Origin of the sequence: Sulfitobacter sp. 1A13368 (assembly GCF_043557275.1) — a bacterium.
Classification (GTDB): domain Bacteria; phylum Pseudomonadota; class Alphaproteobacteria; order Rhodobacterales; family Rhodobacteraceae; genus Sulfitobacter; species Sulfitobacter faviae.
Window position 1 is genome coordinate 22,554 of sequence record NZ_JBIFFR010000002.1, and the last position, 21,132, is coordinate 43,685.

The 21,132-nt window shown below is 65.3% G+C and carries 15 protein-coding genes; 7 read left to right on the forward strand and 8 right to left on the reverse strand.

Features of this window, described 5'->3' with window-relative positions:
* Positions 1-58: 58 nt before the first annotated feature.
* Positions 59-742 (forward strand): TIGR04283 family arsenosugar biosynthesis glycosyltransferase, encoded by a 684-nt coding sequence (locus ACGYK4_RS03660; protein WP_394433351.1) that lies wholly within the window; start codon positions 59-61, stop codon positions 740-742.
* Positions 743-774: 32 nt separating this feature from the next.
* Here the strand turns inward: ACGYK4_RS03660 and ACGYK4_RS03665 are convergent, their stop codons facing one another.
* Positions 775-2,631, reverse strand: a complete 1,857-nt coding sequence (locus ACGYK4_RS03665; protein WP_067265149.1) for an ABC transporter ATP-binding protein — start codon at positions 2,629-2,631, stop codon at positions 775-777.
* A 233-nt stretch (positions 2,632-2,864) separates the two neighbouring features.
* On the opposite strand from ACGYK4_RS03665, the gene ACGYK4_RS03670 reads away from it, so the two are divergent.
* Positions 2,865-4,073, forward strand: a complete 1,209-nt coding sequence (locus ACGYK4_RS03670) for a pyridoxal-phosphate-dependent aminotransferase family protein (protein WP_394433353.1) — start codon at positions 2,865-2,867, stop codon at positions 4,071-4,073.
* Here ACGYK4_RS03670 and ACGYK4_RS03675 read toward each other — a convergent pair.
* The gene (locus ACGYK4_RS03675; protein ID WP_394455142.1) at positions 4,070-5,173 is read right to left on the reverse strand and encodes a pyridoxal phosphate-dependent aminotransferase; all 1,104 of its coding nucleotides are present in this window, start codon (positions 5,171-5,173) and stop codon (positions 4,070-4,072) included. The two genes, ACGYK4_RS03670 and ACGYK4_RS03675, sit on opposite strands and share 4 nt — an antisense overlap.
* Positions 5,174-5,292: 119 nt before the next feature.
* Between ACGYK4_RS03675 and ACGYK4_RS03680 the strand changes: the two genes are divergently transcribed.
* Positions 5,293-6,084, forward strand: coding sequence for a crotonase/enoyl-CoA hydratase family protein (locus ACGYK4_RS03680; protein WP_394455144.1), 792 nt, complete (start codon positions 5,293-5,295; stop codon positions 6,082-6,084).
* Positions 6,085-6,283: 199 nt separating this feature from the next.
* Here the strand turns inward: ACGYK4_RS03680 and ACGYK4_RS03685 are convergent, their stop codons facing one another.
* Both ACGYK4_RS03685 and ACGYK4_RS03690 read right to left on the reverse strand, forming a co-directional pair.
* Complete coding sequence (locus ACGYK4_RS03685) at positions 6,284-9,469, reverse strand: valine--tRNA ligase (protein ID WP_394455145.1); 3,186 nt, start codon at positions 9,467-9,469, stop codon at positions 6,284-6,286.
* Positions 9,470-9,558: 89 nt separating this feature from the next.
* Positions 9,559-9,999, reverse strand: coding sequence for an Lrp/AsnC family transcriptional regulator (locus tag ACGYK4_RS03690; RefSeq protein WP_394455147.1), 441 nt, complete (start codon positions 9,997-9,999; stop codon positions 9,559-9,561).
* Positions 10,000-10,099: 100 nt separating this feature from the next.
* On the opposite strand from ACGYK4_RS03690, the gene ACGYK4_RS03695 reads away from it, so the two are divergent.
* The 3 genes from ACGYK4_RS03695 (at position 10,100) to ACGYK4_RS03705 (ending at position 14,721) form a co-directional block, all read left to right on the forward strand.
* Complete coding sequence (locus ACGYK4_RS03695; RefSeq protein WP_394455149.1) at positions 10,100-11,260, forward strand: type III PLP-dependent enzyme; 1,161 nt, start codon at positions 10,100-10,102, stop codon at positions 11,258-11,260.
* Between the two features lie 70 nt (positions 11,261-11,330).
* Positions 11,331-13,628, forward strand: a complete 2,298-nt coding sequence (locus ACGYK4_RS03700; RefSeq protein WP_394455151.1) for a xanthine dehydrogenase family protein molybdopterin-binding subunit — start codon at positions 11,331-11,333, stop codon at positions 13,626-13,628.
* Complete coding sequence (locus ACGYK4_RS03705; RefSeq protein WP_394455153.1) at positions 13,606-14,721, forward strand: DUF2235 domain-containing protein; 1,116 nt, start codon at positions 13,606-13,608, stop codon at positions 14,719-14,721. Before ACGYK4_RS03700 ends, ACGYK4_RS03705 begins: the two co-directional genes overlap by 23 nt.
* Here the strand turns inward: ACGYK4_RS03705 and ACGYK4_RS03710 are convergent.
* The 4 genes from ACGYK4_RS03710 to putA all read right to left on the reverse strand — a co-directional run bounded on the left by ACGYK4_RS03710 (position 14,694) and on the right by putA (position 20,498).
* The gene (locus tag ACGYK4_RS03710) at positions 14,694-15,080 is read right to left on the reverse strand and encodes a GFA family protein (RefSeq protein WP_394455154.1); all 387 of its coding nucleotides are present in this window, start codon (positions 15,078-15,080) and stop codon (positions 14,694-14,696) included. The two genes, ACGYK4_RS03705 and ACGYK4_RS03710, sit on opposite strands and share 28 nt — an antisense overlap.
* Positions 15,077-15,820, reverse strand: a complete 744-nt coding sequence (locus ACGYK4_RS03715; RefSeq protein ID WP_394455155.1) for a rhomboid family intramembrane serine protease — start codon at positions 15,818-15,820, stop codon at positions 15,077-15,079. The genes ACGYK4_RS03710 and ACGYK4_RS03715 overlap by 4 nt, the downstream gene beginning before the upstream one ends.
* An 82-nt stretch (positions 15,821-15,902) precedes the next feature.
* Positions 15,903-17,054, reverse strand: a complete 1,152-nt coding sequence (locus ACGYK4_RS03720) for an amidohydrolase (protein WP_394433375.1) — start codon at positions 17,052-17,054, stop codon at positions 15,903-15,905.
* Between the two features lie 27 nt (positions 17,055-17,081).
* Positions 17,082-20,498, reverse strand: coding sequence for a bifunctional proline dehydrogenase/L-glutamate gamma-semialdehyde dehydrogenase PutA (gene putA, locus ACGYK4_RS03725; protein ID WP_394455157.1), 3,417 nt, complete (start codon positions 20,496-20,498; stop codon positions 17,082-17,084).
* A gap of 107 nt (positions 20,499-20,605) precedes the next feature.
* Here putA and ACGYK4_RS03730 point away from each other — a divergent pair, with 107 nt between their 5' ends.
* On the forward strand, positions 20,606-21,082 hold the full coding sequence (locus ACGYK4_RS03730) for an Lrp/AsnC family transcriptional regulator (RefSeq protein WP_067267484.1): 477 nt from the start codon (positions 20,606-20,608) through the stop codon (positions 21,080-21,082).
* Positions 21,083-21,132: the final 50 nt, after the last annotated feature.

Sequence of the window (21,132 nt, forward strand, 5' to 3'; positions counted from 1 at the left end):
GTCCTTCGATTGCTGGCCATGACATATAACCTGTCAAAGCCATCCAAAAGGGGCAACCATGCGCGCGCCGATCTCTGTAGTCATTCCCAGCCTTAACGCGGCCACGGCGCTGCCCGCTTGCCTCGCCGCTCTGGTCGAAGGCTTGCAGGCCGGGCTGATCCGCGAGGTGATCTTGAGCGATGGCGGCTCCACGGATGGCACGCGCGCGCTGGCCGACGGCTGGGGGGCTGAGGTCGTCTCGGGCGCGCCTTCGCGGGGGGGGCAGTTGCGGCGTGGGTGCGACGCGGCGCAGGGCGCATGGCTCTTGGTGCTGCACGCCGACACGGTGCTGGCCCCGGGCTGGAGCGATGCGGTGCAGGATCACATGGCGCACAGGGCCGAAGGCGCGGGGTGGTTCCGCCTGCGCTTCGATCAGCGCGGTCTGGCGCCGCGCTTGGTGGCGGGCTGGGCGAACCTGCGCAGTGGTCTTGGCCTGCCCTATGGAGATCAGGGGTTGCTGTTGCCCCGCGCGCTTTATGACGCGGTGGGCGGCTATCCCGATCAGCCGCTGATGGAGGACGTAGCACTGGCCCGCGCCCTGCGCGGTCGCTTGAGCCGGCTCAATGGCGTCGCCGTGACCAGTGCTGAGAAATACCGCCGTCAGGGCTGGCTGCGGCGCGGGGGGCGCAATCTCTGGACACTGACCCGCTATGCGATGGGGGCCAGCCCCGAGGCGCTCGCCGAAAGCTACCGGCGTTCGTGAAAGGGGCGCGGGTTTGCCCACGCCCCGCGCATTCAGTTAAAGAACGCCGCCCCGATCCGTTGGAGCAGATTGGGCTGGCGCGCCCTTTCGCGGCGTTTCTTCGCGGAGAGGGCGCTGAGGCCGCGGGCGTCCGATACGGTCTTTCCGTCGCGATATTGCAGGCGGTAGAGGTCGGCATAGATGCCGCCGCGTTCCATCAGCTCGTCATGGGTGCCCTCATCGGTGACGCGGCCCCGGTCCATCACCACGATCTTATCCGCGCTGCGGATGGTCGACAGCCGGTGCGCGATGACGATGGTGGTGCGGCCCTTGGCGAGGCGATCAAGCGCATCCTGCACGACCTGTTCCGATTGCGCGTCCAAGGCGCTGGTGGCCTCATCCAGCAGCAGGATCGGCGTGTCGCGCAGCAGGGCGCGGGCGATCACCACGCGCTGGCGCTGCCCGCCCGACAGGGCTGAGCCGCGTGGGCCGACGCGGGTTTCCAGCCCCTGTTCCAACTGCGGCAGGAAGTCCGCCACATGGGCGGCTTTCAGCACACGGTCGAGCTCTTCGTCGGTGACATTCTCGCGGCCCAGCACGATGTTCTCGCGCAGGGTTTCATCGAACAAGAGCGCTTCCTGCGTCACGACAGAGAAGAGGCCGCGCAGGTCCGGTATGGTCATCGCGCTGGTGTCGACCCCGCCGATCCGCACGCTGCCGCTTTGTGGATCCACCAGCCGGGTGAGCAGGTTGAAGATGGTCGATTTCCCCGCCCCCGAGGCGCCGACCAGTGCGGTCGTCTGGCCCGCTTTCGCGGTCAGGTCCAAGCCGTTCAACACCTTCGTGTCGCCGTAGGAGAGCGAGACATCTGTCAGGGTCACATCGGGCGGGCCATCGGGCGCGGCCTGCGCTTTGTCGGGGCTGCGCAGGTGCAGGGGCGCATCGAGCAATTCCTTGATACGTTCCAGCGCGGCGGCGGCCATCTGCCATAGGCCGCTGATCGCACCAAGGCGGCGCAGGGGGGAGAACATGAACCCCAGCGAGGTAAAGAAGGTCATGAACTCGCCAATGGTTTTGTTGCCCGCGATGATCTCGGACCCGCCGTAGACGATCACGGCCATGAAGCCGATGCCCGACATGATGTCGATCATCGCCGGGATCGCGGAGTTGCCAAAGGCGGCACGGACTTCGGTGCGAATAAAGGTGCGCGTCAACTCGCGGTATTGCCGGGCTTGGTAGTCCTCTAGCGCGTTGAGCTTGATCTGCACGATGCCGTGGAAAACCTCGTCCAGCCGGGTCGAAAGGCTGGCCCCGATATCGCGCGCCTCGCGGGAGCGGGCGCGGACGAAACGCTGGGCGATGGCGGCGGGCAGCACCATCAGCGGCACGCCGACCATCGCCAAAAGTGCCCAAATCGGGTCAATCGCGATGGCCACGCCCATGAGGATCACCAGCCCCACCAGATCGCGCCCCGCGCCGGTGATTACCGCGCGCCAGACATCGCTGACCGCATTCACATCCGATTGCACGCGCTGGACAAGAAAGCCGGGCGGGTGGCTTTGGTGAAAGGCACCGTCTTGCTGCATCATCCGGTCGAGCAGGTCGATGCGCAGGTCCGCTGCCGTGCGCTGTGCCACGCGGGTCAGCAGCACCTTTTGCACCACCGTGGCGAGCGCCCGCAGCGCAAAGATCGCCACCAGCACCAGCCCGACCCAAACCAGCGCCCCGCGGTCACCACCGACGAAGACGCGGTCAAACATCGGCTCCATCAGTTTCGCCAGCACGCCCAAGGTCGAGCCTTCGATGATCATGAAGATCACCGCGATGGCCATCAGACCGGTGTGTTTCTTTAGATAGTCCCGCCAAAGCCAGCGCATCAACTGCGCGGAGGTGTAACTGTCATCATTCATACCGGTGCCTGATCCTTTTGGGCAGTCGGATCCCGTGTACGAAAGCCGCGCAGGCAGGGCAAGCCGTCGCGCAGGTCGGGCAAGGCGGGCAGGGGGTGGCCTGAGCGGGTGGAAGGGCGGCGCGGGGGCGCGCCTTACCTAAGGTCCGATCGCGTGTTGACCCCGGCCTGCCGGGCAGTAAGCTGCGCCCGACCGTCCCCCGGTCACGCATTTTCAAAACGGCAGCCAATATCATGACAAAGCAGAATAAACTCGCCCCCGGTCGTTCGTACCTCGCCATTCCCGGCCCCTCGGTCATGCCCGACGCGGTGCTGAGCGCGATGCACCGCGCGGCTCCCAATATCTATGAAGGCGAGTTGGTCGAAATGATGCCTGCGCTGGCCGCTGACCTGAAGCGCGTGGCGCGTACAGATCGTCATGTGGCGATGTATATCAGCAACGGCCACGGCGCTTGGGAAGCTGCGCTGAGCAATGTCATAGCCTCCGGCGACCGGGTGCTGGTGCTGGCCACGGGGCGTTTCGGCCATGGCTGGGCCGAAATGGCGACGGGGCTGGGGGCGGAGGTGGATATCCTCGACTTTGGCCGCAACGCGCCCGTCGATCTGACGCAGGTGGCCGAGCGTTTGAAGGCCGATAGCGGCCATCAGATCAAAGCGGTGATGGCGGTGCATGTGGACACCTCAAGCTCGGTCCGCAACGATGTGCCGGGCCTGCGCCGCCTGTTGGATGAGGCGGGCCATCCCGCGCTCTTGATGGCGGATTGCATCGCGTCATTGGGTTGTGAGCGCTTTGAGATGGACGCTTGGGGTGTCGATGTCATGGTCACCGCTTCGCAAAAGGGGCTGATGGTGCCGCCGGGCATGGCCTTCGTCTTTTTCAACGACCGGGCCGAGGAAGCCCGTGCGCGTCTGCCCCGCGTGAGCCGCTATTGGGACTGGTCGCCGCGCGCCCATGCGCAGGAGTTTTATCAATACCACGGGGGCACGGCGCCGACGCATCACCTCTACGGCCTGCGCGCCGCCCTCGACATCATCCATGAAGAAGGGATCGAGCAGGTCTGGCAGCGCCATGAAACGCTGGCCCGTGCGGTTTGGGCGGCCTGCGAGGCGTGGTCGGCGGAAGGCAGCCTGCGCTTCAACATCGAAGACCGCGCCCTGCGGAGCCATGCCGTCACCGCGCTGCGGCTGCAAGCGCCCCATGCGACCGAGTTACGCGACTGGGTGCAGGGCAATCTGGGGCTGACACTGGGCGTGGGGCTGGGCATGGCCCTGCCGGGGGAGCCTGCGTGGCACGGGTTCTTCCGCCTTGGCCATATGGGCCATGTGAACGGCCATATGATCATGGGGCTGCTTGGCGGGATCGAAGCCGGGCTTTCGGCGCTGAAGATCGACCACGGCCCGGGCGCCTTGCAAGCGGCGGCGGAGGTGATCGGCGGGGCTTAAGCCCCGCGCGCGTCCGTTAAGGCCTCGGGCAAGGCGGCGGCGAAGTGATCCAGCTCCTCCGCCGTGCTGCAACTGATGCGGATGCAGCGGTTTTGCGGGGCGGCAAAGGGCATCCGCACGAAGATCCCCCGCGCCACCAGCGCGTCGAGAACCGCCTTGGCGAAGGCACCATCGCGGCCACAGTCGACGGCGACGAAATTGGCGGCAGAGGGGAGGGTGCTCAGCCCGTTTTCTTCGGCGATTTGGGCGATCCGGCGGCGCGCCTCGGCGATCTTGGTCTGAACCTCTTTCAGGTAGCTCTGATCCTGCACCGCCGCCAAAGCCCCCGCCTGCGCCGCGCGGTTCAGGCCAAAGTGATTGCGGACCTTGTGAAAGGCGGTGATCAACGCGGGCGCGGCGATGGCATAGCCGATCCGCGCCCCGGCAAGGCCGTAGGCTTTGGAGAAGGTGCGCATCCGGATCACCCGTGGGTCTTTGGCGGAAAGTTCGGGCGCGGTGCCTTCGGGGGCGCATTCGATATAGGCTTCATCCAGCAACAGCAGGCTGCCTTGGGGCAGGTCGTCGAGCGCGCGTGCCAGTGCCGCGCCCTCATGCCAAGTGCCCATCGGGTTGTCGGGATTGGCGAGGTAGACGAGCTTGGCGTCGACCTCCGCCGCCTTGGCGAAAAGCGCCGCCGGGTCTTCGTGATCGTCGCGGTAGGGCACCTTGTGCAGCACGCCGCCGAAGCCCGTGACGTGGTAGTTGAAGGTAGGGTAGGCGCCTTCGGAGGTCACCACCGCATCGCCTTCGCCCACCAGCAGACGGACGAGGTAGCCCAGCAGCCCGTCAATGCCTTCGCCGACGATGATGTTCTCGGGCGCGATGCCGTGCAGTTCGGCCAGCGCCGCGCGCAACTCTACGCTTTCGGAATCGCCGTATTTCCACATTTCGGTCTCTGCCATTGCCGCGATGGCGCGGGGCGAGGGGCCAAAGACGTTTTCATTGGCGCCAAGCCGCGCTTTGAACGGGCGGCCAAGGCTGCGCTCCTGCGCTTCGGGGCCCACGAAGGGGACATTGGCGGGCAGGCGTTGGGCGAGGGGGGTGAGGCGTGCATTTGTCATGCGCCAAGGTGTAGGGGCGGGCCCGTAAGAGGGCAAGTGCCGCAGCACCTGCCGCCACGTTTTGCTGGTGCCGCGCGATGATCTGCGCTGAATTGCGCCAAACATTCAGGAGAACAGCCATGCCCCGCGTCACCACCCGGATCGAAGACCATATCGCCTATGTGACTCTCACCCGCGCCGACAAGATGAACGCGGTGGATGATGAGATGATCGAAGCGATCATCGCGGCAGGGCAGGAGGTTGCGGCTTCGGACGCCCGGGTGGTGTTGCTCTCGGGCGAGGGCAAAGGCTTTTGCGCGGGCATTGATATCGGCGGGCTCTCGGGGATGCTGGGGCAGGATGTCGAGGCGTTAATCATGCCCCGCAGCCATGGCGAAGGCACGACGAACAAATGGCAAGAGGTGTCGATGGTTTGGCACCGTTTGGAAATCCCGGTCATCGCGGCGCTGCATGGGGTGGTCTATGGCGCCGGGATGCAACTGGCGCTTGGGGCAGATATTCGGATTGCCGCGCCGGATACGAAGCTCGCGGTGATGGAGATGAAATGGGGCATCGTGCCGGATATGGGCGGTATGGTGCTGCTGCCGCGGCTGGTACGCTCGGACGTGTTGCGGCGGTTGACCTATACCGCCGCGCCCGTGGATGCCGCGCAGGCCGAGCGTTGGGGGCTGGTGACGGAAGTCGCCGAAGACCCGCAGGCGGCGGCGCTGGAACTGGCGCAGGTGATCACGGGCAAGGGGCCGAATGCGATCCGCACGGCGAAGCGGTTGATCGGATATGCGGAGACGGGCGCATCGGATGCGGATGTGCTCTTGGCCGAGTCGCGTGAGCAGGCGGCGCTGTTGGGCAAGCCCGAGCAGATGGAGGTGATCGCGGCGGAGTTCGGCAAGCGACCTGCGGTGTTTAAGTAAGCCGGCTTGCGAACCGGTCACGTTGAACGAAACAGCCCGGAATCAAGGCCGCAGGCCGCCGGGCAGCGCCAGACCGCCCGGACGGGCTGGCGCTTTGGCTAACGCAGTACATTCCTGCGAACTTGGCATAAACGTGGAGAGATAAACTGCCCCCTTTGCAGCGCCATCCCGCGGTCTGGCGCTGCCCGGCTTGTTGGTCTCAGCCCAGTTCCGCCAGCCGGTCCAGTGCGGCCTGCAACTGGTCCGCCTCTTCCTGACGCGCCGCGAGGTTCGCCTGCGCTTCGGCCACCACCTCTTCCGGCGCAGATGCCGCGAACTTGGGGTTATTCAACCGCCCCCTCAGCCCACCGATCTCCTTACCCAGCTTGTCGAGCGATTTCTGCAGACGCGCCTTCTCGGCATCAATGTCGATGAGACCGGCCAAGGGCAGGCCGAAGCTCGCCCCCGGGGCGGCGATCGAGACGGTGCCTTTCGGGAAGCTCTCGGCCTTCTCAAGGCTTTCGACCCGCGCCAAACGCTTGATCATCACCTCGTTCCGGTCCCATGCGCCCTGAGCGGCGTCGTCCATATCGGTCACCAGCATCGGCACCTTCAGCCCGGCGGGCACATGCATCTGCTGACGCGCGGAGCGGATGCTCTCGATCAGGCCGATCACCCAATTGAGCTCCCGGTCCGCGTCGGCATCGAGCAGATCGGCGGTGGTGTAGGCGGGCCAATCGGTGAGGGCCAGCAGCTCTTCGCGCTTGGCGGTGGTCTGCCAGAGCTCCTCGGTGATGAAGGGCATGATCGGGTGCAGCAGGATCAGGCATTGCTCCAGCACCCAGGCCATGGTGGCGCGGGTCTCCTCGGCCTCGGGGGCGTCGTCCTGCAACAGTGGCTTGGAAAGCTCCACGTACCAGTCGCAGACCTTGCCCCAGACAAAGGCGTAAAGCGCATTGGCCGCGTCGTTGAAGCGGAAGTTGCCGAGTGCGGCGTCAACTTCCTCGCGCACCCGTGCGGTCTCGCCCACGATCCACTTGTTCAGCGTGGCGGTGGGCTGCGGCATCCCAGCGGGCATGGCCTCAAACACGCCGTTCATCTCGGCGAAGCGATGCGCGTTCCACAGCTTGGTGCCAAAGTTGCGATAGCCCGCGATGCGCTGCGTCGAGAGCTTCAGGTCGCGTCCCATGGCGGCCATGGAGGTCAGAGTGAAGCGCACGGCGTCGGCGCCGTAGTCGTCGATCAGCTCCAGCGGGTCGAGCACGTTGCCCAAGCTCTTCGACATCTTCTTGCCCTTCTCATCGCGCACCAGCGCGTGGACATAGACGGTGTCGAAGGGTTTTTGGTCGACCACGGCATATTGCATCATCATCATCCGGGCGACCCAGAAGAAGATGATGTCGAAACCGGTGACCAGCACGGAGGTGGGGAAGTATTTTTCCAGCTCCGCCGTTTGCTCGGGCCAGCCCAGCGTGCCGATGGGCCAAAGGCCGGAGGAGAACCATGTGTCGAGTACATCGGGGTCGCGGCGTAGAAAGAACGTTAACTCTCGCTGACCAGTCTTCCTATCGTTCTGAATTTTGAACCGAGTCTTGCGGCTGCTGCCAATCTTCTCGACGTAAACCTGTTCTTCCAGCCCATTCAGGCGCGCAAACTCATTATATACATCAAACTCTTCCTTGGTTTGGGGCCATACTTGCTCGGGATCCCCAAACATCTCCTCGATTATGATTTTGTCGTTAGGAAAGCGTGCCTCATAGAGCTCAATTGCTTGTGCTTTAACTGCTTCAAAATCAGCACCGCAGAAGCTTTTAAACTCTAAAGTTTTGTCATTATGGGATTGGGGCGCGAGGCCATACCACACCGGGATCTGATGGCCCCACCAAAGCTGGCGCGAGATGCACCACGGCTCGATGTTCTCCAGCCAGTGGAAATACACCTTGCGGTCCTGCTCGGGCAGGATCGTGACTTCGCCGGAGCGCACGGCGTCGATGGCAGGCTGTACGATTTTATCAGTGGCGACGAACCACTGGTCGGTCAGCATCGGCTCGATCACCACCTTGGAGCGGTCGCCGAAGGGCTGCATGATCTTCTTGGCCTCGACGAGCGGCACAAGGTTCTCTTCCTCGGTGCGCATCTCGCCGCCTTCGCCGGGCTCGACCGGGGCCTTCTTGGCGGCGCGGCCAAGGCGGGGATCGGTCGCCTCGGTCATCACGGCGAGGCCCTCGGCGGTCACGTCCTCGACCACGCGCTTGCGGGCCTCAAAACGGTCGAGGCCGCGGTAGGCGTCCGGCACGAGGTTGATCTCGGTCGCGTCCTCGGGCGCGGCTTCGGAACCATCGGCGATGGCCTGCGCGCGCGCGGCGGCTTCATCGTAGGGCAGGCCATCGGCGCGCATCCGGCCTTGGGTGTCCATCAGCGCGTAAAGCGGGATGTTGTTGCGCTTGGCCACGCCGTAGTCGTTGAAGTCATGCGCGCCGGTGATCTTCACCGCGCCCGAGCCGAAGTTCTTGTCCGGATATTCGTCGGTGATGATCGGAATGAGGCGGCGCTGCTCTTTTGGGCCAACGGGAATTTCGCAGAGTTTCCCGATGATTGAGGCGTAACGCTCATCCGATGGATGAACTGCAACGGCACCGTCGCCCAGCATGGTCTCGGGCCGGGTGGTGGCGATGGAGATATAGTCGCGCTCTTCCTCGAAGAGCACGTTGCCGTCCTCGTCCTTCTCCACATAGGTATAGGTTTCACCGCCCGCGAGGGGGTATTTGAAGTGCCACATGTGGCCGTCGACCTCGGTGCTCTCGACCTCGAGGTCAGAGATCGCAGTCTCGAAATGCGGATCCCAGTTGACCAGCCGCTTGCCGCGGTAGATCAGCCCCTTGTTGTACATGTCCACGAAGACCTTGATCACGGCGTCGTGAAAGTTGCCCTCTTCCCCCTCGGGGGCACCCGGCGCGCCGGACATGGTGAAGGCGTTGCGCGACCAGTCGCAGGAGGCGCCCAGTCGGCGCAGCTGATCGATGATCGTGCCGCCGGATTTCTGCTTTTGCTCCCAGACCTTGGCGGTGAAGGCCTCGCGGCCCAGCTCGCGACGGCCCGGCTGGCCGGTGGCGGCCAGTTCGCGTTCCACCACCATCTGCGTGGCAATCCCCGCGTGGTCCTGACCCGGCTGCCACAGCGTGTCGAACCCCTGCATCCGGTGCCAGCGCACGAGGATGTCCTGCAACGTGTTGTTGAAGGCGTGCCCCATGTGCAGCGAGCCGGTGACATTCGGCGGCGGGATCATCACCGAGAAATGCTCATCCCGCTGCGCGTTCGCGCCGGCCTTGAAAGCGCCCTTGGTCTCCCAATCGGCGTAGATGCGGCTTTCCGCCTCGGCGGCGTTGAAGGTCTTTTCGAGTGCCATGGTCATGATCCCTTTTGTTGCGCCCCGTTTAGCGCTCTGGCGCGGTAAGGGAAAGACCCCTGACAGGGGGTGAGGCGCGGGGGCAGGGCTTAGCCGCTGCGGTCGATCTTGGTGCTGAGGTGGATAAGGCTCTCACTGCCCTTGACGCCGCGGGTCTCGCCAATGCGGTCAAGGGTCTCGTCCAACTCCTGCGTGGTTTGCGCCGCGATCTGCACCAGCAGGTCAAAGCGGCCCGAGGTGGTGTGTACCACTTGCACCGCAGGCAGGCTGCGCAGCCGCGCCAAGACCGCGGGGCCCGCGCGCAACTCGATATTGACCAGAGCCGTGGCATGCAGCGGCGCGCGGGCCCTCTCGCCTAAACGCAGCGTATAGCCGAGGATGGCGCCGCAGCGTTCCAACCGTTCTAGCCGGGCTTGAACGGTGGTGCGGGCAAGGCCCAGACCGCGCGCCAGATCGGCGACCGGCTGGCGGGCATTGGATTGCAGCGCCGCGATCAAAGCGCGGTCGGTATCGTCAAGTTGTGCTGTCATGTCGTCACTTCGCCCAAAGTTCGCATCACTTTAGGCGGTATGACACGATGAATCGACCGAAATTCACGCTTCACTGGAGAAAAGCAGTAAAGAGGCCTCCATGCAGCATATCGCCCCCCTTTCCGACAGTCCCGCAGCCTATCTGGCGAAACACAGCCCCGACGCGCCGGTGTTGTTTCTGGCCCCTTCGGTGCTGCAAGCCACCGCGCGGCGGTTTCAGGCGGATTTCGACGGGCTGGTGACCTATGCGGTCAAGGCCAACGACCGGGCGGAGGTGCTGTCGAACCTTGTCGCGGCGGGGATCACCACCTTCGATGTCGCCTCCCCGGCAGAGATGGCGGCGGTGCGGGCGGTCTGCCCGCAGGCGGTGCTGCATTACAACAACCCCGTGCGCTCGGCCTCCGAGGTGGAGGCCGGGATCGCGGCGCGGGTCTATAGCTGGTCGGTCGACGATATGTCGGAACTGGCCAAGCTGCGCGACGTGCCACGCGACAATGAGGTGGCGGTGCGTTTCGCCTTGCCGGTGAAGGGCGCGGCCTATGATTTCGGCTCGAAATTCGGCGCGGCCCCTGAAGAGGCGGCGGTGCTGTTGCGCGCTGTGGTCGAGATGGGGTTCACGCCGTCCATGTGTTTCCACCCCGGCACGCAGTGCAACGATCCGCAGGCTTGGGTTCAATATGTCCATGCGGCGGCGGATATTCTGCGCATGGCCGGTGTTTCGATCGACCGGTTGAACATCGGCGGGGGCTTCGCTGTGGACCGCGGATTTGACGCGCCAGACCACCGAGCCGTCTTTGCCGCCGTCAAAGCGGCGCTGGCCGAGAGCTTTGGTGCGGATGCGCCTGCGCTGCTTTGCGAGCCGGGCCGGGCGATGGTGGCCGATGCCGCCGTGCTGGCCACCCGCATCAAAGGGATGCGCAACGACGGGCGGACTGTCTTTCTGAACGACGGTATCTATGGGGGGCTGCCTGATCTGCGCGATATGGGGCTGTCCGGATTGGTCGATGTGGTTGGCCCCGATGGCATGCGGCGTCAGGGGGCAGTCAAGCCGCGCGTGGTCTTCGGCCCGACTTGCGATTCGCTGGACCGTCTGCCCGATGGCCTGCCGCTGCCCGAAGATGCGCAGACCGGGGATTACCTCCTGTTCGGCGGCATGGGGGCCTATTCCATCGCCATGTCGACCGCCTTTAATGGCTATGGGTTGGCAGGGGTGACACTGGTCTCAAGCCTTGAAGGCGCGCTTACCCGCAAGGCGGCCTGAGCCTCTGGACACTGGCGGCGCGCCCGCTACTGTTGCGCTGAAAGAGGCAGGGCAGCAAGGGCGGTGTCAAATGGAAAAGTTCGGGAAAAGCCAACCGGTCAAACGGGTGGAAGACCACCGCTTTCTGACCGGTGCGGGCCGCTATGTCGATGATATCGCCCCCGCCGAGGCGCTGCATGGCGTCTTTTTCCGCGCGCCCGTCGCCCATGGGGTGATCACTGAGTTGGACGTAGACGATGCCCGCGCGGCGGATGGCGTGCATCTGGTGCTGACCTGCGCCGATCTGGAAGCGGCGGGGATGAATATCGCTCTGCCGCATACGGTCGTCGACAACCGTGATGGCAGCAAAGGGGCGGCGCCGCTGCGCCCGATGCTGGCCAAGGACCGCGTGCGCTATGTGGGCGAGCCGGTGGCGCTGGTGGTGGCCGAGAGTTTGCAACAGGCCCGCGACGCGGCTGAGATGATCCTTTTCGACGCTGACGATCTGCCCGCCAAGATGGATGTCGCCCCGGGCGGTGAGACCCTGCACGCAGAGGCCCCCGACAACCGCGCCTTTGACTGGCATATGGGCGATGAGGCCAAGGTCGAGGCGGCTTTTGCCAAGGCCGCCCATCGCGTCAAGCTGGAGATCGGGGACAACCGCATCATCGTCAACTCCATGGAGCCGCGTGGCTGCTATGCCGAATGGACCGAGGGCCGCTTGCATGTGGCGCTGGGCGGGCAGGGCGTCTGGGCGCATAAGGGGTTTCTGACCAAAGCCTTCGGCCTGCCCGAAGACGCGGTGCGCGTCACCAATCCCGATGTCGGCGGCGGTTTCGGCATGAAGGCGATGACCTACCCGGAGTATTTCTGCGTGGCCCAAGCCGCGCGGGCGCTGGGCCGTCCGGTGCGCTGGATGTCAGAGCGAACCGAAGCCATGCTCACCGACAACGGGGGGCGCGATCTGGTGTCTTGGGCCGAGTTTGCTTTTGACGAAAACCACAAGATCACCGCCTACCGTGTCGATACGCGCTGCAACCTTGGGGCTTACAACAGCCAGTTCGGCCAGCCGATCCAGTCGCAGCTCTTCTCCAAGGTCTTGATGGGCGTCTATGACGTGCAAGACACCTATCTGCATGTCGAAGGGTTCTACACCAACACCGTGCAGGTCGACGCCTATCGCGGGGCCGGGCGGCCCGAGGCGATTTATGTGCTGGAGCGGCTGATGGACCGCGCGGCGCGTGAGTTGGGCGTCGATCCTTGGGAGTTGCGGCGGATCAACTTCATCAAGCCTGAGCAATTCCCCTATACCACTGCCACGGGCGAGCTTTACGACGTGGGCGATTTCGCGCGGCTGCTGGCCCGTGTGGGGCAAGAGGCTGACCGCGATGGTTTTGCCGCGCGGCGGGCGGCGGATGCCAAACGCGGCCTGCTGCGCGGGCAGGGGCTGTGTTACTATATCGAGAGCATTTTGGGCGATCCCTCCGAAGCGGCCAAAGTGGTTTTCGAGGGCGATGGCCGGGTGACGATATATGTCGGCACCCAAAGCAACGGACAGGGGCATGAGACGGTCTATGCGCAGTTCCTCTCGGATCAGACCGGCATCCCCGCCGAGCGGATCGACGTGGTACAGGGCGACAGTGATCTGATCAAGAAGGGTGGCGGCACCGGCGGCTCGCGCTCGGTCACCACGCAGAACACGGCGACCTTGGCCACCGTGGCGAAGATCACCGAAGTCTTCACCGCCTTTCTGGCCGAAGAGTTGGGCGTCGCTGATGCGGATATCACCTTTGACGACGAACGCTTTCGCGCGGAAGGGTCGAACATCAGCCCGACCATGCTGGAGGTGGCCGAGATGGCCCGCGCCAAGAGCCGCGACGATCTGCTGAGCCACCACGAACGCGCCAGCCTGCCGGGGCGCAGCTATCCCAACGGGGCGCATGTGGCCGAGGTGGTGATCGACCCCGAGACCGGGGTGGTGACGCTCGACCGATACACGGTGGTCGATGATTTCGGCAATCTGATCAACCCGATGCTGGCGGAGGGGCAGGTCCATGGTGGCGTGGCGCAGGGCATCGGCCAAGCGGTGCAGGAGCGGGTGGTGTATGACGAGGACGGCCAGCTTTTGACCGCCACCTTCATGGACTACGCCATGCCCCGCGCGGCGGACCTGCCGATGATCTCCTTCACCTCCGAACCGGTGCCCTCCACGGCCAATGTCATGGGCATGAAGGGCTGCGGGGAGGCGGGCACCGTTGGTGCCTTGGCAGCGGTGTCGAATGCGGTGCTGGATGCCCTATGGGAACGCGGCGTGCGGCAGGCGGATATGCCGTTCACCCCGCACCGGGTCTGGGAGATGCTGCAAGGTGCCGCAATCGCAGCCGAGTAAAACCCTGTTCCAACGGCTCTTCGGGCGGTTCTGGCGGCGGCCTGAGAGCGATTTCGGCCCGCGCCGGGGGGCAGTGACCCATGTCATCATCCTTGACGGGACCATGTCCTCGCTCGACCTAGGGCGCGAGACCAACGCGGGCATCGCCTATGGCCTCTGCCGCGAGATGGGCAGCGCCCTGTCGATCTATTACGAGCCGGGGCTGCAATGGCGCGATTGGCGCAGCGCGTTGGATGTGATCCTTGGGCGCGGGATCAACCGGCAAATTCGGCGCGCCTATGGCTATCTCGCCTCGCGCTACCGTCCCGGAGATCGGATTTTCCTGATGGGCTATTCGCGCGGTGGCTATGCGGTGCGTTCGCTCGCCGGGGTGATCGAGCGTGTGGGGCTTCTGCGCGCCGAGGTGGCGACGGAGCGCAACATCCGCGATGTCTACCGCCATTACGAGGCGCATCATCTGAGTAAGGCGGGCGAACTCTTTGCACGGGCCAACTGCCACCCCGAGGTGGAGATCGAGGCAATCGGCGTTTGGGACACGGTCAAATCGCTGGGCCTCAACGCGCCGTTGTTCTGGCGGTTCTCGCAGCCGCTGCACATGTTTCACAACCATGACCTGAGCCGTAACGTGAAGAACGGCTTTCAGGCGCTGGCCCTGAACGAGACCCGCGTCGCCTATGCCCCGGTGCTATGGACCACGCCCGAGGGCTATGACGGGCGGCTGGAACAGGTCTGGTTCCCCGGCACCCATGGCGACGTGGGCGGCCAGTTGGGCGGGCATGAGGCCGCGCGCCCCTTGGCCAATATCCCGCTGGTCTGGCTGCTGTCGCGGATGGAGGAAAGCGGCCTGCCGCTGCCCGCAGGCTGGGCCACGCGGTTCGATCAAGACCCCGCCGCACCCTCCATCGGGCGCTGGCGCGGCTATGGCAAGATGCTGGTGACCCGCCGCCGCCGGGTGGTGGGCGCGGATCCGTCCGAGCGGTTGCACGAAAGCGTGGAGCAGCGCCGCGAACAAGCCGCGCCGCAACCGGGGCTGCTGGCCCGGATGCAGGGTGTGATCTCCGGCCTTCAGCCGGGGTCGCGGTCCGAGGGGTGATTGATGCCATCGCTATAGGGCAGCGGCTCCATCTCCCACGGCAAGACCCCTTCGATCGCACCAAGGTTCACGCCGCATTCATCGGGGTTCGAGCGGCGGCGGTGGTGGGTATAGATGCCGCAGGTCTTACAGAAGTAGTGCTGTGCGGTATGCGTGCCCCAAGTGTAAAGCGTGAGGTTCTCGGCCCCTTTTAACACGGTCACCGTCTCGACCGGAGCCGTTACCGTGGCGGCGGCGCGGCGGCGGCAAAAGGAGCAGGTGCAACGCGCGGCCGAGGCCAGACCGCGCGGAAACAGCGCTTCGATCACCACGGCCCCGCAGTGGCAAGAGGCGCGGCGGGTTTCGGAGGTTTCGGTCATTTGCGTCTCACTTTCGGAATGCGACTTTCGCTCAGGTCATAGTCGGCGGCGGTATGGGGCGGATGGCCGTGGGTCTGCCGCCAAAAGGCAAAGCCGCCCCGCCGCAGCCAGAGCGGCAAGGTCAGCAGCAGCCCCGCGATGAACCCGCCCGCATGGGCCCAATAGGCCACCCCGCCGGTGCCCGGCGTGGCCCCGATCCCGCCGATGAACTGCATGCCGAACCACAGGCCCAGCATGATCCACGCCGGGATGGCGAAGATGCGGAAGAAAACGATGAAGATCACCAGAATGTCGACCTTGGCACGCGGGAAGAGCAGCAGGTAGCCTCCCATCACCCCAGCGATCGCGCCCGAGGCCCCGACCATGGGCACCCATGACAGCGGTTCTGTCATCACTTGGCCCAGCCCGGCGGCGATGCCACAGGCAAGGTAGAACAGCAGATAGCGCCCATGGCCCATCTCATCTTCGACATTGTCGCCGAATATCCACAAAAACAGCATGTTACCCGCCAGATGCATCCAGCCGCCATGCAGGAATTGCGAGGTGATGAGGCCGAAATGCCCCTCCCCATGGCTCAGCCGCGCGGGCAGCAGGGCGTAGCTGTAGTAAAACTCGGCCAAGGCGCGCTCATCCGCCATCAGCGATAGGGAAGACAGGAACACCCCGATGTTGAGCGCCATCAGCGCATAGGTGACGAAGGGCGTTCGGCCCGAGGGGTTGTGATCGCGGATCGGGAACATGCGGGCCAGCCTTTGCCAAGTCGTCCGCAGCGTCAAGCGGCGGAGGGATCAGCGCAGTTAGCTGCGCCCGCCGGGGCATCTGTCAAGCGGAACCGAGCAAATCCCGCGCGATCCGCTCAAAAATACCGGCGCCCACGGGGATCAGATCATCGGGGAAATCGTAATCGGGGTTGTGCAGGGCGGCATAGCCCTCGCCGGGGCCGAGGCAGAGCATCGCGGCCTTGGCATCGCGCCCGAACAGGCCGAAATCCTCGGAGGCGCGCATCGGCAGGTGTATTTGCCCATGCGACACGCCGAGCGCATCCATCGCCGCGGCGGCGATCTCGTAAGCCTCGGGGTGGTTGATGGAGGCGGCGAAATGATCGGACTCGGCGAATGTCGCCGTCAAACCATGGGCGTTGGAGGCACGAGCGACCTCTGCGCGCAGGGCGGCTTCGATCTCAGCCAAAGCATCGTCGCGGGTGCTGCGCAGGGTTGCGTAAAGCGCCGCTTCGCCCGGGGCGACGCCAAAGGTCGGCTCGCCCATGCGCAGGTGGGTGAGGGTAACGAGGCGGAAGTCATCGTCCAGCGCCCCGCCGGGGCCGAGCGCTTGCAGCGTCGGGATCAACTCGGCCAGCGCGAGGGCGGGGGAGGTGCCGTCCTCGGGGCTGGCGGCATGGGCGGTCTTGCCGTGCAGGGTGACGGAGATGCCTTTCGAGGCGCAGTTGATCAGCGCGGGCGCGGTGTCGACATGGCCAAAGGGGCGGCCCGGCTCGACATGGATGGCAAAGGCGTAATCGGCAGCGATCTCGGCATAGCTGGGGTCGTTCACCACCGCCCGCGCGCCGCTGCCGTCTTCCTCGGCCGGTTGGAACATCAGCACCACGCGGCCCTTCGCGACGGGGCGGCGCGCGATCATCCGACCGAGCGCCAAGAGCATGGTCATATGGCCGTCGTGGCCGCAGACGTGGGACTTGCCCGGCACTTTGGAGACCCAAGGAATGTCATGTTCCTCGGGGATCGGCAGGGCGTCGAGTTCCGCGCGGAAGAGCACCGTGGGGCCGGGGCTGCCGCTGTCGAAAACCGCCGCTACCCCATGCCCGCCAAGGCCGGTGAGGATGCGCGTAGGGGGGAGCTTTTCCAGTTCCGCCGCGATGGTCCGGGCGGTTTCCACTTCCTCGCCCGAGATCTCGGGGTATTGGTGGAGCGCCCTGCGAAACTGCGTCAACTCTTCGATATCGCGGTTCGTCAGCATGGCGCTCCCCCTAATTGCGCGGCCCGTTCAGGCCATCATTCCCAAGAGCTGTGCATTGCCGCCCGAGGCGGTGGTGTCAACACAGACATGGCGCTCGGCGCGGACGCGCGCGGTGTCGGGCTTGCCGCGCAGAAGCGGGATGATCGCCCCCTCGCGGGCCGCCAGCGACTTGTCGATTTGCCGCGCCGTCTCCTCATCGCCCCACCAGAGCACGCCGCCATAGGCCGGGCCGGTGGTGAGCGATTCGGGGTCGATGGGGCCTGTGGCCTCAACCGCGACACCGCCGAGGGCGCGCACCGCCTTGGCCTGTGCGGTGGCCGCCTCGGCCCCCGGACCCATGCAGAGAAGCGCAGGCCGGGGCAGGGTCGACAGGCGGTTGCTCTCGCCGGTCGGCCCGGGCATCGTCTGGGTCTCCAGCACGGTCGGGGTATGCGCGGGCAGGGCGGGCAGCGTGGTCTGTTCGCTGTCCCATGTGCCCGAGGCCTCCTGATGGTCGGGCGCGGCGAAACGCGGCAGGTAGTTCGGCCCGCCCGCCTTCGGCCCGGTGCCCGAAAGCCCCTCGCCGCCGAAGGGCTGGCTGCCGACGATGGCGCCGATCTGGTTGCGGTTCACGTAGATGTTGCCCGCCTCGATCCGCTCGGACACATGCTGCACCCGGTCGTCGATCCGCGTGTGCAGGCCGAAGGTGAGGCCGTTGCCGGTGGCATTGATCGCGTCGATCACGGCGTCGAGTTCATGGCTCTTGAAGGTTGCCACATGCAGTACCGGGCCGAAGATTTCCCGCTTCATGTCGCTGATCCCGTTCACCCGCAGGATCGCGGGGCCGACGAAGGTGCCGCCTTCGGGGGCCTTCATCTCGGCGATCAGCCGGCCCTCCGCGCGGGCGGCCTCGACATGATCGACGATGGTCTGGCGCGCGGCATCATCGATCACCGGACCCACGTCGGTCGACAGATGCCACGGATCGCCCATGCGCAGCGCCTGCATTGCGCCCTTGAGCATGGTGATCAGGTCCTCGGCGATGTCCTCTTGCACGTAGAGGCAGCGCACGGCGGAGCAGCGCTGGCCCGCGGATTGGAAGGCGCTTTCGACGATGGCCTGCACGGCCTGTTCGGGCAGGGCGGTGCTGTCGACGATCATGGCGTTGAGGCCACCGGTCTCGGCAATCAGCGGGGTGCCGGGGGCGCAGTGTTCGGCCATGTTGGCGCGGATGCGCAGGGCGGTGGCGGTGGAGCCGGTGAAGGCCACGCCGTTGACGCGGGCGTCGCCGGTCAGCTCCGCGCCCACCTCGCCGCCGCCGGGCAGCAGTTGCAGTGCGGCACGCGGCACGCCGGCTTCATGCAGCACCTTGACGGCAAGCTGCGCGATGAGCGGGGTCTGCTCGGCAGGTTTGGCCAGTACGGCATTGCCAGCGGCCAGTGCTGCCGTGACCTGCCCACAGAAGATCGCCAGCGGGAAGTTCCACGGCGAGATGCAGGTGAAGATGCCCGCGGGCGGCTCGTTGGTGGCCTGTCCGGCGTAGTAGCGCAGGAAATCCACCGCCTCGCGCAGCTCGGCCACGCAGTCGGGCAGACCCTTGCCAGCCTCGCGGGCGAGGATGGCGAAGATCTCGCCGTAGCGGTCCTCAAGCATGTCAGCGGCGCGCAAAAGCGTGGCGCGGCGGGTGTTGAGAGGCGCGTCCCAAGGCGCGGCAGTGTCGAGCGCCGTGGCCACATCGGCCTTGGAGGCAGGGCGTACGGTCCCAGGGGAGGCACCCCCGGTGGGATTGGCGACGGTTTCAGCCGCCTCCGGCGCAGCTTCGCCCGCCAGTAGCGGTGCGGCTTCCCATGTGGCGTCCGCAAAGGGCGCACGGGCTTCTTCGATCGCAGCGAGGGTTGGGGTATGCGCCAGATCGAAGCCGCGCGCATTGGCGCGCTGCGGCTGGAACACCTCCGGGCCTTTCGGAATCGTGGGGACGCTGTCGTTCAACTGATCGAAGGGATCGGCGGCCACGACTTCGGGCGGCACGTCCTCGTCAACGATCTGGTTCACGAAGCTGGAGTTCGCCCCGTTCTCCAAAAGACGCCGGACAAGATAGGCCAGTAGATCACGGTGCGCGCCGACGGGGGCGTAGATGCGGCAGCGGGTACCGTGTTTCTGCATCACGATGTCATGCAGGGTCTCGCCCATGCCGTGCAGGCGTTGGAACTCGTAAGCCTCGGGATCGTCGGCCATATGCAGCACCGCGGCGACGGTATGGGCGTTATGGGTGGCGAACTGCGGGTAGATGCGGTCGGTCATGCCCAAGAGCTTACGGGCATTGGCGATGTAGCTCACATCCGTCGCGGCCTTGCGGGTGAAGACCGGGAATCCGTCGATCCCCTCGACCTGCGCTTGCTTGATCTCGGTGTCCCAATAGGCACCTTTCACCAGCCGCACCATGATGCGGCGGTCATGACGCTGCGCCATGTCGTAAAGCGTGTCGATCACCACGCCCGCGCGCGGGCCGTAGGCCTGCACGACCACGCCGAAACCGTCCCAGCCGGCCAGCGCAGGCTCGCCCATCACCGTGTCGATCACCTCGAGCGAGAGCGCGAGGCGGTCGGCCTCCTCGGCGTCGATGTTGAGGCCCATTCCGGCGGATTTCGCCAAGAGCGCCAGCGCCCGAAGGCGCGGCACCAGATCGCGCATCACGGCCTCTTCCTGCGCCAGCTCGTAACGCGGGTGCAGGGCCGAGAGTTTTACCGAAATGCCGGGGTTCTTGCGGATGTCGTCATGGGTGCAGGCATCTGCAATGGCCGAGATCGCGCGGGAGTAGCTGAGGTGATAGCGCTTGGCATCGGCCTCGGTCCGTGCGGCTTCGCCCAGCATGTCGTAGCTATAGGTGAAGCCCTTTTTCTCCATGCCCTTCGCGCGTTTCATCGCCGCCTGAATGTCCTCACCCAGAACGAACTGGCGGCCCATCTCGCGCATGGCGCGACTGACGGCGGTGCGGATCACCGGCTCGCCCAGACGTTTGATCGCCGCCCGCAGGTGGCGCACCGGGCCGGGCTGGTCGTCGTCGAGCACGCGGCCCGTCAGCATCAGCGCCCATGTCGACGCGTTGACGAGGCTGGAGGTCGAATGCCCCATGTGACGGCCCCAATCGGAGGGCGCGATCTTGTCTTCGATCAGCGCGTCGATGGTCTCGGCATCCGGCACGCGCAGCAGCGCTTCGGCCAGACACATGAGCGCCACGCCTTCCTCGGTGCTGAGCCCGTATTCGGCAAGGAAGACTTCCATCATGCCGGGGGCCGAGGTGCCGCGGATGTCACGCACCAGACCCGCCGCATCGGCGGTGATCTTGGCGCGGTCCTCGGGCGAAAGATCGGCCTGTGCCTTGAGCTCGGTCAGCAGCGCGTCAGGCTCGGCATAGGTGCGCGCGTCGATGGTTTGGCGAAGGGCGGGGGCGTGATCGAGGGCCATGGCAAGCTCCAGTTGATGTTTGGACCAGAATACCGCATGTTGAGAAGGCTAATCGACTTAATATGTATTTTATCATGGTCGTTATGGCCGAACTAGCGGGGAATCGCATGTCAAATGAACTTTTCAATCTGGACCGGTTCGACAGTGCGATTCTATCGGTGTTGGCCGAGGACGGGCGCATCAGCATCACCGATCTTGCCCGCCGCATCGGCCTGTCGAAATCCCCCACCCAAGCGCGTCTGCGCCGGTTGGAGGAAAGTGGCGTGATCCTTGGCTATCGCGCCCTTTTGGACCCGATCCGGCTGGGGCTGGATCACGTCGCCTTTGTCGAGGTGCGCCTGAACGACACGCGCGAGGCGGCCTTGCGGGCCTTCAACCTCGCCGTGGCCAAGGTGCCTGAGATCGAACAAGCCCATATGATCGCGAGCCATTTCGACTATCTGATCAAGGTGCGCACGCGGAACATGTCGGAATATCGCCGCTTTCTGGGGGAGGTCATCTCAACCCTGCCGCATGTGGCCAGCACCTCGACCTATGTGGCGATGGAGGCGGTGAAGGAAACCATGCTGGCCGATACAGCCTGAAGCATCGTGCCAGAACCATGGGGCCGGGGGCATTCGCCCATTTACACCGC

Excerpts from the sequence above, each read along its gene's own strand:
- ACGYK4_RS03660 (WP_394433351.1), top strand. The coding sequence starts at position 59 with ATGCGCGCGCCGATCTCTGTAGTCATTCCCAGCCTTAACGCGGCCACG.
- ACGYK4_RS03665 (WP_067265149.1), bottom strand. The coding sequence starts at position 2,631 with ATGAATGATGACAGTTACACCTCCGCGCAGTTGATGCGCTGGCTTTGG.
- ACGYK4_RS03670 (WP_394433353.1), top strand. The coding sequence starts at position 2,865 with ATGACAAAGCAGAATAAACTCGCCCCCGGTCGTTCGTACCTCGCCATT.
- ACGYK4_RS03675 (WP_394455142.1), bottom strand. The coding sequence starts at position 5,173 with ATGACAAATGCACGCCTCACCCCCCTCGCCCAACGCCTGCCCGCCAAT.
- ACGYK4_RS03680 (WP_394455144.1), top strand. The coding sequence starts at position 5,293 with ATGCCCCGCGTCACCACCCGGATCGAAGACCATATCGCCTATGTGACT.
- ACGYK4_RS03685 (WP_394455145.1), bottom strand. The coding sequence starts at position 9,469 with ATGGCACTCGAAAAGACCTTCAACGCCGCCGAGGCGGAAAGCCGCATC.
- ACGYK4_RS03690 (WP_394455147.1), bottom strand. The coding sequence starts at position 9,999 with ATGACAGCACAACTTGACGATACCGACCGCGCTTTGATCGCGGCGCTG.
- ACGYK4_RS03695 (WP_394455149.1), top strand. The coding sequence starts at position 10,100 with ATGCAGCATATCGCCCCCCTTTCCGACAGTCCCGCAGCCTATCTGGCG.
- ACGYK4_RS03700 (WP_394455151.1), top strand. The coding sequence starts at position 11,331 with ATGGAAAAGTTCGGGAAAAGCCAACCGGTCAAACGGGTGGAAGACCAC.
- ACGYK4_RS03710 (WP_394455154.1), bottom strand. The coding sequence starts at position 15,080 with ATGACCGAAACCTCCGAAACCCGCCGCGCCTCTTGCCACTGCGGGGCC.
- ACGYK4_RS03715 (WP_394455155.1), bottom strand. The coding sequence starts at position 15,820 with ATGTTCCCGATCCGCGATCACAACCCCTCGGGCCGAACGCCCTTCGTC.
- ACGYK4_RS03720 (WP_394433375.1), bottom strand. The coding sequence starts at position 17,054 with ATGCTGACGAACCGCGATATCGAAGAGTTGACGCAGTTTCGCAGGGCG.
- putA (WP_394455157.1), bottom strand. The coding sequence starts at position 20,498 with ATGGCCCTCGATCACGCCCCCGCCCTTCGCCAAACCATCGACGCGCGC.
- ACGYK4_RS03730 (WP_067267484.1), top strand. The coding sequence starts at position 20,606 with ATGTCAAATGAACTTTTCAATCTGGACCGGTTCGACAGTGCGATTCTA.